Source organism: Rhodopseudomonas sp. NSM (assembly GCF_052445935.1).
Taxonomy (GTDB): Bacteria; Pseudomonadota; Alphaproteobacteria; order Rhizobiales; family Xanthobacteraceae; genus Rhodopseudomonas.
In genome coordinates, this window is record NZ_JBQTCH010000010.1 from 112,911 (window position 1) to 125,014 (window position 12,104).

Below are 12,104 nucleotides of genomic sequence, written 5' to 3' on the forward strand. Positions count from 1 at the left end.
GGCGCGGCCTTCGTCCGCGCCACCTTCTCCCACGAGGGGAGAAGGAAGAAGAGCCGTCGCCGGCTCTGTTGAATCGAAGGTGAACCTTGCTCGTCTACATCGCCCGCCGCATCGTCTATGTGATTCCGATCGTGCTCAGCGTCGCGCTGGTGTGCTTTCTGCTGGTGCACATCACGCCCGGCGATCCGCTGGTCGCGGTGCTGCCGGCGGACGCGTCGCAGGAACTCGCGGCGCAGCTGCGCGCCGCCTACGGCTTCGACCGGCCGCTGCCGGTGCAGTTCGGGCTGTGGCTGTGGAAGGCGCTGCACGGCGATCTCGGCACCTCGATCGCGACCGGCCGCCCGGTGCTGACCGAAGTGCTGCGCGCGGTCGGCAACACCGTGACGCTGGCGATCGCCGCGGCGATCATCGGCTTTTCGCTCGGGCTGATGTTCGGCCTGCTGGCCGGTTACTTCCGCGACAGCTGGATCGACAAGGTCTCGACCTCGATCGCGATCACCGGCGTGTCGGTGCCGCACTATTGGCTCGGCATGGTGCTGGTGATCATCTTCTCGGTGCAGCTCAACTGGCTTCCCGCCGTGGGCGCCGGCCCCGGCGGCTCGGGACAATGGGGCTGGGACTGGGCGCATCTGAAATATCTGGTGCTGCCGGCGATCACCACGTCGGTCATTCCAATGGGCATCGTCACCCGCACCGTGCGCTCGCTCACCGGCGATATCCTGTCGCAGGATTTCGTCGAGGCGCTGCGCGCCAAGGGCCTGCGCGAGACGCAAGTGTTCCGCCACGTGCTGAAGAACGCAGCGCCGACCGCGCTGGCGGTGATGGGCTTGCAGCTCGGCTACATGCTGGGCGGCTCGATCCTGATCGAGACGGTGTTCTCCTGGCCGGGCTCGGGGCTGCTGCTCAACTCCGCGATCTTCCAGCGCGACCTGCCGCTGCTGCAGGGCACCATCCTGGTGCTGGCGCTGTTCTTCGTGTTCCTCAATCTGGTGGTGGACATCGCGCAGGCCGCGATCGACCCGCGCATCAAGCGCGCCTGAGCATGAAGGATTGCCGCTCATGACCGCGATCACCGACACCGCCGTGCAGACCGCGCCCGCCGGCAACGCGCGCGGCTACTGGTCCACCGTCGGCCGCAGGCTGCTGCGCGACAAGGTCAGCATCGCTTGCGCGATCGTCCTGCTGCTGATCCTGCTGTCGGCGATCTTCGCGCCCTATCTGCATCTCGCCGATCCGTATCAGGGCTCGATGATCCGAAGGCTGAAGCCGATCGGCACGCCGAACTATCCGCTCGGCAGCGACGAACTCGGCCGCGACATGCTGGCGCGGCTGATCTATGGCGGGCGGCTGTCGCTGCTGATCGGGATTCTGCCGGTGGTGCTGGCGTTCGTGCTCGGCACTTCGCTGGGCCTCGTCGCCGGCTATGTCGGCGGCAAGGTCAACACCGCGATCATGCGCACCATCGACGTGTTCTACGCGTTCCCGTCGGTGCTGCTGGCGATCGCGATCTCGGGCGCGCTCGGCGCCGGCATCACCAATTCGATCGTGTCGCTGACCGTGGTGTTCCTGCCGCAGATCACCCGCGTCGCCGAAAGCGTCACCACCGGCGTGCGCAACATGGACTTCGTCGAGGCGGCGCGCGCCTCGGGCGCCGGCCCGTTCACCATCATGCGGGTGCACATGCTCGGCAACGTGCTGGGGCCGATCTTCGTCTACGCCACCGGGCTGATCTCGGTGTCGATGATCCTGGCCGCGGGTCTGTCGTTTCTGGGCCTCGGCACCAAGCCGCCGGAGCCGGAATGGGGGCTGATGCTGAACACGCTGCGCACCGCGATCTACGTCAACCCATGGGTGGCGGCATTGCCGGGCGTAATGATCTTCGCGGTGTCGATCTGCTTCAACCTGTTGAGCGACGGCCTGCGCAGCGCGATGGATATCAGGAACTGAGATGACGCAAGCCGCAGAACTCACCCACGGGCTGGAGCCGATCGAGGATATCGGCGGCGCCGCGCAGCCGCTGCTGGACGTGAAAGGTCTCACCAAGCACTTCCCGGTGCGCGGCGGGCTGTTCAGCGCCGCCAAGACGGTGCGCGCGGTCGACGATGTTTCGTTCGCCATCGCCAAGGGCGAGACCGTCGGCATCGTCGGCGAATCCGGCTGCGGCAAGTCGACCACGGCGCGGCTGCTGATGCATCTGATGCCGCGCAATGCCGGCGACATCATCTATGACGGCCGCGCCGTCGGGCGCGAGCTCAGCCTGCGCGAATTGCGTCGCGGCATGCAGATGGTGTTTCAGGACAGCTACGCGTCGCTGAACCCGCGCCTCACCATCGAGGAGTCGATCGCGTTCGGTCCGAAGGTGCACGGCATGGCCGATGGCACCGCCCGCGCGCTGGCGCGCGAGCTGCTCGGCAAGGTCGGGTTGAGGCCGGAAAACTTCGCCAATCGCTACCCGCATGAAATCTCCGGCGGCCAGCGCCAGCGCGTCAACATCGCGCGCGCGCTGGCGCTGTCGCCGCGGCTGGTGATCCTCGACGAAGCGGTGTCGGCGCTCGACAAATCGGTCGAAGCGCAGGTGCTGAACCTGCTGGTCGACCTCAAGCGCGAATTCGGCCTGACCTATCTGTTCATCAGCCACGATCTCAACGTGGTGCGCTACATCTCCGACCGCGTGCTGGTGATGTATCTGGGCGAAGTGGTCGAGCTCGGGCCGGTCGACAAGGTCTGGGATCAGCCGGCGCATCCCTATACGCGGGCGCTGCTGGCGGCGATGCCGTCGTCGGATCCTAACCGCCGCACCGAAGTGCCGCCGATTTCCGGCGATCCGCCCAACCCGATCGATCCGCCGGCCGGCTGCCGGTTTCACACCCGCTGCCCGTTGGCGGAGCCTTTGTGCGGCGGCAACGCGCCGAAGCTGACCGCGTTGGACCCGAGCGGCCATCAGGCGGCATGCTACATGGCGATCCCCGGCTCGGGCCACAGCCGGGCGCCGATAGTATTGGAGACGACATGACCAGACCCGTTCCGGACCAGATCAAGGCGATGGCGGAGGCGGCCGGCGTGCCGGTGAGCGACGAGGTCGCGGCGCGGATCGCCAATTCGATCGGGCCGGCGTTCGACGGCTTTGCGCCGATCGCAGGCACGCTGCCGTTCGATCTCGAACCCGCGAGCTTCCTGGTCGCGCAGACTGCGAAGGCCGCATCATGAGCGCGACCGATCCGGCGCTGCTGTCGCTGACCGAAATCGCGCAGGCGATCGCTGCGAAGACAGTTTCCTCGCGCGAGGTGACGCAGGCCTGCCTTGATCGCATCGCGGCACAGCAGCCGCGGCTCAACGCCTTCATGTCGATCGAAGCCGACAGCGCGCTCGCCGCCGCGGATGCCGCAGACGCCGAGCTGGCGCGCGGCGACAGTCGCGGCGTGCTGCACGGCGTGCCGCTGGCGCACAAGGACATGTACTACGAGACCGGGCACGTCGTGACCTGCGGCTCGAAAATCCGGCAGGACGACGTCGCGACCACGACGTCGACCGCGCTGCAGCGGCTGAAAGATGCCGGCACGGTCCGGCTCGGTTCGCTGCAGATGTCGGAATTCGCCTATGGGCCGACCGGTCACAACGCGCATTTCGGCCCGGTGCATAATCCTTGGAACATCGATCACATCACCGGCGGTTCGTCGTCGGGCTCGGGTGCGGCCGTTGCGGCGCGGCTGACGTTTGCGGCGCTCGGCTCCGACACTGGCGGATCGATCCGGATGCCGGCGCATTTCTGCGGCGTCACCGGGCTGAAGACCACGGTCGGCCGCGTCAGCCGCGCCGGCGCGATGCCGCTGTCGCAGTCGCTCGACACCGTCGGGCCGCTGGCGCGCACCGCGCAGGATTGCGCGCTGCTGCTCGGGCTGACGGCCGGCGCCGATCCGCAAGACCTCACCTGCATCGCCGGCGAATTGCCGGACTATCTCGCGGCGACGCGCGCGCCGATGCGCGGCGTGCGGATCGGGATTCCGAAGGCGTTCTATGTCGACGACCTCGATCCTGAAGTGGCGCGCGTGCTCGACGAGACCATCGCCACGCTCAAGGCCGAGGGCGCCAGTGTGGTCGCGGTCGATCTGCCCGACCAGCCGCAATTGACGGCGGCGTGTCAGCTCGTGCTCGCGGTCGAAGCGGCCGCGTTCCACAAGAGCTGGATGATCGAGCGGCCGCAGGATTACGGCCCGCAGGTGCTGATGCGGCTGCAGAACGGCCTCGGCGTGCCGGCGATTTCCTATCTCGAGGCGATGCGCTGGCGCGGGCCGGCGCTGTCGGCGCATCTCGCGGCGGTCGCCGATGTCGATGCCGTGCTGGCGCCGGTGGCGCCGGTGCCGGCCCCGACGATCGCGGAGAGCGACGTCGGTAACAGCCTGAACGCCGAAGCGGTGATCCAGCGGCTGACGCGCTTCACCCGGCCGATCAACTATCTGGGCCTGCCGGCGCTGGCGATTCCCTGCGGCTTCAGCGCCGGCGGCCTGCCGATCGGGCTGCAACTGATCGGGCGGCCGTTCGACGAGGCGATGATCCTGCGGATCGGCGCCGCGTTCCAGCGCGCCACCGAATTCCACAACAAGATGCCGGCGTTGACATGAGCAATCTGGTCGAGGTTCGCGATCTCAACATCCGCTTCACCGGCGAGCGCACGGTGCACGCGGTCAACAATCTCAGTCTCACGCTCGGCGAGGGCGAAGTGCTGGGGCTGCTCGGCGAATCCGGCTCCGGCAAGAGCGTGACGCTGCGCGCGCTGATGCGGCTTTTGCCGAAGAAGCGCACGCAGATTTCCGGCCGTGTTGAGGTGCTGGGCCGCGACGTGCTGGCGCTCGACGACGACGCGCTGTCGAATTTTCGCGGCCAGACGGTGTCGATGATCTTCCAGGAGCCGGCGCTGGCGCTCGATCCGGTCTACACCATCGGTCATCAGATCGCCGAGACGGTGATGCGCCACGAAGGCAAGAGCCGCAAGGACGCCACCGCGCGGGCGCTGGAGATGCTCGAAGTCGTGCGGATTCCGTCGGCGAAGCGGCGGCTCGACGCCTATCCGCACGAGATGAGCGGCGGCATGCGGCAGCGCGCGATGATCGCGCTGGCGCTCGCCTGCCGGCCGAAGATCCTCCTGGCAGATGAGCCGACCACCGCGCTCGACGCCACCGTGCAGATCCAGATCCTGCTGCTGCTGCGCGAATTGCAGCGCGAGTTCGGCATGTCGGTGATCTTCGTGACGCATGATATCGGCGTGGCGATCGAGATCTGCGACCGCGTCGCGGTGATGTATGCGGGGCAGATCATCGAGCAGGGCACGCTCGGCGAGATCGTGCGCACGCCGCAGCATCCCTATGCGCAGGGCCTGCTCGCCTCCACCGTGCACGGCGCCAAGCGCGGCGCGCGGCTGGAGACGATCCCCGGCGCGCCGCCGTCGCTCGACAAGGCGCCAACGGCCTGCTCGTTCGCGCCGCGCTGCGCCTATGCGCAGCCGCGCTGCACCGAGGCGCTGCCGCCGGACGTGCAGGTCGGGCCGGGGCGGACGGCGCGCTGTATTCTGGCCGAGGCCGCGACGGCGACGGTGTGAGATCGGTTGTCCATGGATGATGAGTTAGTTAGCTTCTCTCTCCACCCGCACAACCGTCATCCTGAGGTGCGAGCGTAGCGAGCCTCGAAGGATGAGGCGACGGGCGCTTTGGCCCATCCTTCGAGGCCCGGTGCACCGCGCATGCGCGCGGTCCACCGGGCACCTCAGGATGACGCCGAGAATGTTGAGAGCACGGCATTTGTCGGACGTCTGCGTAGCCCGCTTCAGCGGCCGATGCCGCGGCTGGCTTCGATCAGTTTCACCGCCACCTGCAGCGTCAGGTTGGTCGGGGTCGGGATGCCGAGCGCGGCGCCGCGTCGCACCACATAGCCGTTGAGGAAGTCGATCTCGCTCGGCTTGCCGCGGGCGAGATCCTGCGCGGTCGATGATTTCTGGTTCGGCATCGACGCCGGCAGCGCCAGCGCCTTCTCCAGCATGTCGTCCGGAATCGACACGCCGCCGGCGCGCGCCACCGCGGCGCATTCGGCGATCACGCTGGTCACCACATCGCGCGCGCCCGCGACCTCGAACATCCGGCCATAGGCCATGTCGGCGACCGCCGACAGCGCGTTGAAGGCGCTGTTCATCATCAGCTTCGACCACAGCGCCTGATCGATATCGGCCGCGACCGTGGTCGGGATCTTCGCCTCCGTCAGCGTCGCGGCGAGAACGCCGCTCCGCGGCGAGGCGCCGATCAGCAATTCGCCGCGGCCGTGATGCCGGACATGGCCGGGGCCGGCCATCTCGGTGCCGACATAGACGACGGCCGCGATCACCGGATGACCGATCGCAGCCGACAATCGCTGCGCGTTGTCGACGCCGTTCTGCAGGCTGAGGATCGCGGTGTCGGGCCGCAGCTTCGGCGCCAGCGCGCGACCCGCGGTCTCGGTATCGGCCGACTTGACGCAGAACAGCACCAGATCCGGCGGATCGAGCGCGGACGGGTCGGTGGCGGCCTTCAGCGGAATGAATGTCTCGCCGTCGCGGGTTTCGAGCCGCAGGCCGTGCGCGTCGATAGCTGCGACATGGCCGGGGCGGCCGATCAGCGTGACATCGTGCCCCGCCTGTACCAGCCGCGCGCCGAAATAGCAGCCGACGGCGCCGGCGCCCATCACCGCAACCTTCATCCCGGTTCTCCCTCGCAAGCGTCCTGCGCCAGTTCTGCAGCGCTTCGGCCGCCGCCGCAACCCGCCTGCGGTGACGGCGCAGGCGACGATTTGCGCATTGCGGGCGCGAACCAATGCGCCATCAATGCTTCTTATAATGGCCGCCCGCCGACGCAACCGAGGACCCGCGCGTGCATATCGACCTCAATCCGAAGCTGGACTTCCGCGACGTGCTGATCCGGCCGAAGCGCTCGGTGCTGTCGTCGCGGTTCGAAGCCAATATCAGCCGCAGCTTCCGGTTTCGTCATTCCAGCCAGGCGTGGACCGGCTTTCCGCTGATCGCCTCCAACATGGATACGGTCGGGACCATCGAGATGGCGGAGGCGTTCCGGCCGTTTGGCGCGCTGGTGGCGCTGCATAAATTCTACGATCCGGAGCGGCTGGCGCGCCATCTCGAGCGCCATGAGGATCCCAACGTGTTCCTCACCGTCGGCACCGGCGCCGCCGACTGGGAGCGGCTCGCCGCGGTCAAGAAGCAGACCCGGGTCCCGATGCTGAACATCGACGTCGCCAACGGCTACACCGAGAACTTCGTCCGCGCGGTGGCGAAGCTGCGCGACGAGAATCCCGACGCGATCATCATGGCCGGCACGGTGGTGACGGCGGAGATGACCGAGGCGCTGGTGATCGCCGGCGCCGACATCGTCCGCGTCGGTATCGGCTCGGGCTCGGTGTGTACCACGCGCGATCTCACCGGCGTCGGCTATCCGCAGCTCTCGGCGGTGATCGAATGCGCCGACGCCGCGCACGGCCTCAAGGGCCATGTCTGCTCCGACGGCGGCTGCACCGTGCCGGGCGACATCGCCAAGGCCTATGGCGGCGGCGCCGACTTCGTCATGCTGGGCGGCATGCTCGCCGGCCACGCCGAATGCGGCGGCGAACTGCAATATGTCGAGGAGGGCGGCCAACGTGTGCCAAAGAGCATGACGTTCTACGGCATGTCGTCCGAGACCGCGATGAACAAGTATCACGGCGGCGTCGCCGATTATCGCGCGGCGGAAGGCAAGACCGTCGCGGTGCCGTATCGCGGCGAGGTGCGGGCGACATTGGAGACCATCACCGGCGGGTTGCGCTCGGCGATGACCTATATGGGCGCCGAGAATTTGAAGGAGGTGCCCAAGCGGACCACCTTCATTCTGGTCGGCGCGCAGCGCAACACCGTGTTCGATCGCTGAGCGTCCGCGCGATTTGCCGCGGCTCGGAATTCGCCGCGCGCCGGCCAGCGTTGCGCTTGCCTGCGCGGCCGCAGATGGCATTGTGCGGCGGCGCGCGACGCTCGCGCGCGGGAAACGCGCGACACCAATCAACAAAGAGCCAGCTCATGGACTTCGCCCTCACCGATCAGCAGCAGGCCATCCGCAACGCGGTGGCGAAGATCTGCGCCGACTTCGACGACGCCTATTGGCTGCGGAAGGATCGCGAGGGCGGCTTCCCGCACGACTTCCACAAGGCGCTGGCGGACGCCGGCTGGCTCGGCATCTGCGTGCCGGAGCAATATGGCGGCTCCGGCCTCGGTATCACCGAGGCCGCGATCATGATGCGCGCGATCTCCGAATCCGGCGCCGGCATGTCGGGCGCCTCGGCGGTGCATATCAACGTGTTCGGGCTCAACCCGGTCGTGGTGTTCGGCACCGAGGAGCAGCGCCGGCGGATGCTGCCGCCGATGGTGGAAGGGCGCGAGAAGGCGTGCTTCGCGGTGACCGAGCCGAACACCGGGCTCAACACCACCCAGCTCAAGACGCGGGCTGTGAGGAAAGGCGATCGCTACGTCGTCAACGGCCAGAAGGTCTGGATCTCCACCGCGCAGGTCGCGCACAAGATCCTGCTGCTGGCGCGCACCACGCCGCTGGAGGACGTCAAGTCGCCGACCCACGGCCTCAGCCTGTTCTACACCGATCTCGATCGCCACAAGGTCGAAATCCACGAGATCGAGAAGATGGGCCGCAAGATCGTCGACTCCAACGAATTGTTCTTCGCCGACTACGAGATCCCGGTCGAGGACCGGATCGGCGAGGAAGGAAGCGGCTTCCAGTATATTCTCGAGGGCATGAACCCGGAGCGCATCCTGATCGCCGCCGAAGCCGTCGGGCTTGGCAAGCTGGCGCTGGCGCGCGCGGCGGACTACGCCAAGTCGCGGATCGTGTTCAATCGCCCGATCGGCCAGAACCAGGGGATCCAGCATCCTCTGGCGAAGAACTGGGTCGAGCTGGAAGCGGCGTGGCTGATGGTGATGTCGGCGGCGTGGCAATACGACAACGGGATGCCGTGCGGCGCCGCCGCCAATGCGGCGAAATATCTCGCCGGCGAGGCGGGGTTTTCGGCCTGCGAGCAGGCGGTGATGACCCATGGCGGCTTCGGCTACGCCAAGGAATATCATGTCGAACGTTACTTGCGCGAAGTGCTGATCCCCCGCATCGCGCCGGTCAGCCCGCAGCTCGCGCTCTCCTTCATCGCCGAGAAGGTGCTGGGGCTGGCGAAGTCGTACTGATCACGCGCTGATCGCAGAGGCGCGCTCACGCCGCCTGATCGGCCTCGTCGTCGCTGAAATCCTCGAGCATCGGCAGCGCCATGCCGTCGATCTCGCCGAGCGCCTTGCCGGCGATGCCCTGCAGGTCGCCATACATTCCGGCGGTGGCTTCCAGCACGCCGCGGATCTGCGCCTCGCGCTTGGCCCACATCCGCATCATCGAGCGGCGTTCCTTGTCGAGATCGGACTGCATCTCGGTGAATTTCTCGACGATCGCCTCGACCCGCTGCCGAAACCGCGGCCCGGTGAGATAGTGATACACCAGCTCGGTCTTGGTCTGCTGGCCTTCGCCGGCCTGGCGCGCGGCGGCGAGCTCGATCAGCGACTGCCGCAGCGCGATCGCGACCGGGATGGCGCAGCGCGCCTCGGCGACCCAGACGCCGTCGATGTGATCGAAGCTGTGCACGCCCTTCGGCAGCGCGTTGGAGACGATCAGCGCCAGCTCCGCCTTGGCCTTGCGCTGGTCGTCGCGCAGCTTGGTCAGCCAGCCGTCGGTCCAGTTCTTGGTGCGCTTGGATTCCCAGAGAATAGTTCCGCAATGCTGATTGGCGGCGTTGACCACGCGGTGCAGCACGTCGCCGCCGAATTCGCCTTTCGGCACCGGCTCGATCGAATCCTGCGGGAAGCGCGCGCGCAGCGAGGCTTCGAGCTCGAGCTCCATCACCTCGCCCTGCAATTGCTGCGAGCCCTGCTCGGATTTCAGCTTGTCGATCTGCCGCTGCATCGTCGCGATGGTTTCTTCCTTCTCGGCGACCTTGAGCCGCAGCCCCTCTTCGGCATCCTGTTTGGCCTTGCTGCGCACGCTCTCCAGCGACGCCTGCACGCGCTTCTCGATGGTGAGGTCCAGCTCGCGCTTCTCGTCCTCGAGCAGGCGTTGCTTCTGCAGGAACGCCGCCTGCGCCCGCTGCGCCTCGGCGAGCTTGGCGTCCTTCTGCTGCATCGCCTCGGTCAGCTCGGCGAGCTGCCGCGCCTTGGCGTCGAGGTCGTCGGCCGCGAGCCGCTTGGCCTTGGCGGCTTCCTCGGCGGCGATCCGGGTGCGCTCGGCCGCGACCCGCTCGGCGACCTGCTGGCCGACCGCGGCTTTCGCCTTGTCGAGATCGGCGCGCTGCGCCTCCAGCGCGGCCTCGCGGCCGGCGATGTCCCTGTCCTTCTGCGCGATCAGCCGCTCGTATTTGCTCTGGGTGTCCTTGAGCAACGGCGCCGCCAGCGATTCCGTCAGCGGGACGCTGGTGGCGCAGTTCGGGCAAATGATGGTCAGTTCGGTCATGGCGCGCGAATCTCGCTTTCGTCGTATCGCGCGAGTCTAGTGCAGGTTCATGGATTGTTCACGGAAATAGTGCGGGTTTTCCCGGCTATGCCGGTTCCCGGACGCGGTCCGGCGGGGATGTTGGCCCAGGGGCTCCGGCTCGACGGCCGATATTGCGCCGACGCGCCTTGTCTGTCCGCCGCGGCTCGCCTAGAAACACCGCCGACCAATCGCGGGCCGATATGTCCGGTTTGCGCCGCGGAGAGGTGGCAGAGTGGTCGAATGCACCGCACTCGAAATGCGGCATAGGTGCAAGCCTATCGGGGGTTCGAATCCCTCCCTCTCCGCCAGCCCCGCCGATTGTACGCTGTGGCACGCGATGCTGCGCGATCATCGCCGATCGCCGCATCGGTCATGCTTATGTACATTCCGGAAACGGTATTGAGCGTGTCTGTATCAGTAGATTTCAATTTCTATTGGTCACTCAGACCTCGAGCATTTTTGCCAACCGAAGACATCTTTCAAGACGGAGCCGGTGTAAGGACAGTCGGAAGCAAACACTGATCCAGCTACGCTTGCTGCGCGAGTACATTTTGGAGTGAGAGTGAAGATGACTCAAGACAATCCGCCGCGCATCGATTTACGTGTCTTGCGCCAGTTCGTGGCTGTCGCCGAGGAACTCCACTTCACGCGGGCGGCCGCAAGATTGGCTATGTCACAACCCCCGCTGACGACCGCTGTCCGACGGTTGGAACAGGAAGTTGGCGCGACCCTGATCGAGCGGGGGCGCAAGACGATTCGGCTTACGCCGGCAGGCGTAGTACTGCTGGCCGAGGCGAAGCGGCTGCTATTTGTCGCCAACGAGGCGCTGACGGCGACGCGGGATGCCGCAGCGGGCACGCGAGGGCGGGTACTGCTGGGCTATGTCGGCAGCGCCATGTATGGGCGCTTGCCTGAAACCTTGCGTGCATTCCGGCGAGCCTATCCCCATGTGCGGATCGACTTGCACGAGATGACGACGGTCGCGCAGCTCGCGGCCCTGCGGGCGAGCAGTCTCGACCTGGCGATTGTCATTCCCCCGCTCGGGGATGCGGCTGGCCTGCAGACCGCCGCCTTTGACAGCGACAGGCTCGCTATAGCGGTTCCGAAGGCTCATCCTCTGGCGGACGCACTCGCGGTCACGGTCGACGCTCTGGCAGGTGAGCCTTTCGTCTGCTGGCCGCGCGAACAAGGGCCTGGGTTTCATGACCAGGTGATGCGGCTGTGCGGCGACGCAGGCTTTTCGCCGATGATCGCCCATGAGGCGTATGGCATGCATGCCGTTCTGTCACTGGTCGCTGTCGAGGCAGGCGTGGCGATCGTGCCGGCCAGCATGCGCCAGGTCCGGGCTGCGGAGATCGCTTATCATCCTGTCGCTGGCGACGCGGCCCGTTTTGATCTCCAGCTCTGCCGCCGGGCGGGAGAGGCAGAGCCGGCCACAGCACGGCTGGAGTTCGCGCTGCGAGTATAGCGCCCGCCTATCACAGGGTGTCGTCGACGGTATTGGACGGCCCGCTGCCTGCAGCCCACTTT

11 protein-coding genes and 1 tRNA gene are annotated in these 12,104 nt (G+C 67.0%); 10 read left to right on the forward strand and 2 right to left on the reverse strand.

Annotated elements, in window-relative coordinates:
- Nucleotides 1-86: 86 nt before the first annotated feature.
- The 6 genes from ACTZWT_RS22095 to ACTZWT_RS22120 are packed head-to-tail and all read left to right on the forward strand — an operon-like array spanning nucleotide 87 to nucleotide 5,593.
- On the forward strand, nucleotides 87-1,040 hold the full coding sequence (locus tag ACTZWT_RS22095; protein ID WP_444771825.1) for an ABC transporter permease: 954 nt from the start codon (nucleotides 87-89) through the stop codon (nucleotides 1,038-1,040).
- Nucleotides 1,041-1,059: 19 nt separating this feature from the next.
- A complete protein-coding gene (locus ACTZWT_RS22100; protein ID WP_444771826.1) occupies nucleotides 1,060-1,947 on the forward strand; it encodes an ABC transporter permease in 888 nt (295 codons plus the stop codon).
- A 1-nt stretch (nucleotide 1,948) separates the two neighbouring features.
- Entirely contained in the window at nucleotides 1,949-3,013 is a 1,065-nt protein-coding gene (locus ACTZWT_RS22105; RefSeq protein WP_444771827.1) for an ABC transporter ATP-binding protein, read from the forward strand.
- Nucleotides 3,010-3,207 carry a hypothetical protein gene (locus ACTZWT_RS22110; protein WP_444771828.1) on the forward strand — a complete coding sequence of 66 codons (198 nt, stop codon included), beginning with the start codon at nucleotides 3,010-3,012 and terminating at the stop codon, nucleotides 3,205-3,207. The genes ACTZWT_RS22105 and ACTZWT_RS22110 overlap by 4 nt, the downstream gene beginning before the upstream one ends.
- Nucleotides 3,204-4,619, forward strand: coding sequence for an amidase (locus tag ACTZWT_RS22115; RefSeq protein ID WP_444771829.1), 1,416 nt, complete (start codon nucleotides 3,204-3,206; stop codon nucleotides 4,617-4,619). The genes ACTZWT_RS22110 and ACTZWT_RS22115 overlap by 4 nt, the downstream gene beginning before the upstream one ends.
- Nucleotides 4,616-5,593 (forward strand): ABC transporter ATP-binding protein, encoded by a 978-nt coding sequence (locus ACTZWT_RS22120; RefSeq protein WP_444771830.1) that lies wholly within the window; start codon nucleotides 4,616-4,618, stop codon nucleotides 5,591-5,593. The genes ACTZWT_RS22115 and ACTZWT_RS22120 overlap by 4 nt, the downstream gene beginning before the upstream one ends.
- 224 nt (nucleotides 5,594-5,817) lie before the next feature.
- Here the strand turns inward: ACTZWT_RS22120 and ACTZWT_RS22125 are convergent, their stop codons facing one another.
- Nucleotides 5,818-6,720: a ketopantoate reductase family protein gene (locus tag ACTZWT_RS22125; protein ID WP_444771831.1), complete on the reverse strand. Its 903-nt coding sequence runs from the start codon at nucleotides 6,718-6,720 to the stop codon at nucleotides 5,818-5,820.
- Nucleotides 6,721-6,890: 170 nt separating this feature from the next.
- Between ACTZWT_RS22125 and ACTZWT_RS22130 the strand changes: the two genes are divergently transcribed.
- Both ACTZWT_RS22130 and ACTZWT_RS22135 read left to right on the forward strand, forming a co-directional pair.
- On the forward strand, nucleotides 6,891-7,934 hold the full coding sequence (locus ACTZWT_RS22130; protein WP_444771832.1) for a GMP reductase: 1,044 nt from the start codon (nucleotides 6,891-6,893) through the stop codon (nucleotides 7,932-7,934).
- A 146-nt stretch (nucleotides 7,935-8,080) separates the two neighbouring features.
- Entirely contained in the window at nucleotides 8,081-9,247 is a 1,167-nt protein-coding gene (locus tag ACTZWT_RS22135; protein WP_444771833.1) for an acyl-CoA dehydrogenase family protein, read from the forward strand.
- A gap of 25 nt (nucleotides 9,248-9,272) precedes the next feature.
- Here the strand turns inward: ACTZWT_RS22135 and ACTZWT_RS22140 are convergent, their stop codons facing one another.
- Nucleotides 9,273-10,553, reverse strand: a complete 1,281-nt coding sequence (locus tag ACTZWT_RS22140) for a DUF2130 domain-containing protein (protein ID WP_444771834.1) — start codon at nucleotides 10,551-10,553, stop codon at nucleotides 9,273-9,275.
- A 239-nt stretch (nucleotides 10,554-10,792) separates the two neighbouring features.
- On the opposite strand from ACTZWT_RS22140, the gene ACTZWT_RS22145 reads away from it, so the two are divergent.
- Nucleotides 10,793-10,882, forward strand: a tRNA-Ser gene (locus ACTZWT_RS22145).
- A 260-nt stretch (nucleotides 10,883-11,142) separates the two neighbouring features.
- Nucleotides 11,143-12,042: a LysR substrate-binding domain-containing protein gene (locus ACTZWT_RS22150; protein ID WP_444771921.1), complete on the forward strand. Its 900-nt coding sequence runs from the start codon at nucleotides 11,143-11,145 to the stop codon at nucleotides 12,040-12,042.
- The last annotated feature ends 62 nt before the right edge of the window (nucleotides 12,043-12,104 follow it).

Bases quoted from the DNA above. Each gene is read 5' to 3' on its own strand.
- ACTZWT_RS22115 (WP_444771829.1), top strand. From the start codon at position 3,204: ATGAGCGCGACCGATCCGGCGCTGCTGTCGCTGACCGAAATCGCGCAG.
- ACTZWT_RS22125 (WP_444771831.1), bottom strand. From the start codon at position 6,720: ATGAAGGTTGCGGTGATGGGCGCCGGCGCCGTCGGCTGCTATTTCGGC.
- ACTZWT_RS22100 (WP_444771826.1), top strand. From the start codon at position 1,060: ATGACCGCGATCACCGACACCGCCGTGCAGACCGCGCCCGCCGGCAAC.
- ACTZWT_RS22110 (WP_444771828.1), top strand. From the start codon at position 3,010: ATGACCAGACCCGTTCCGGACCAGATCAAGGCGATGGCGGAGGCGGCC.
- ACTZWT_RS22140 (WP_444771834.1), bottom strand. From the start codon at position 10,553: ATGACCGAACTGACCATCATTTGCCCGAACTGCGCCACCAGCGTCCCG.
- ACTZWT_RS22105 (WP_444771827.1), top strand. From the start codon at position 1,949: ATGACGCAAGCCGCAGAACTCACCCACGGGCTGGAGCCGATCGAGGAT.
- ACTZWT_RS22135 (WP_444771833.1), top strand. From the start codon at position 8,081: ATGGACTTCGCCCTCACCGATCAGCAGCAGGCCATCCGCAACGCGGTG.
- ACTZWT_RS22150 (WP_444771921.1), top strand. From the start codon at position 11,143: ATGACTCAAGACAATCCGCCGCGCATCGATTTACGTGTCTTGCGCCAG.
- ACTZWT_RS22120 (WP_444771830.1), top strand. From the start codon at position 4,616: ATGAGCAATCTGGTCGAGGTTCGCGATCTCAACATCCGCTTCACCGGC.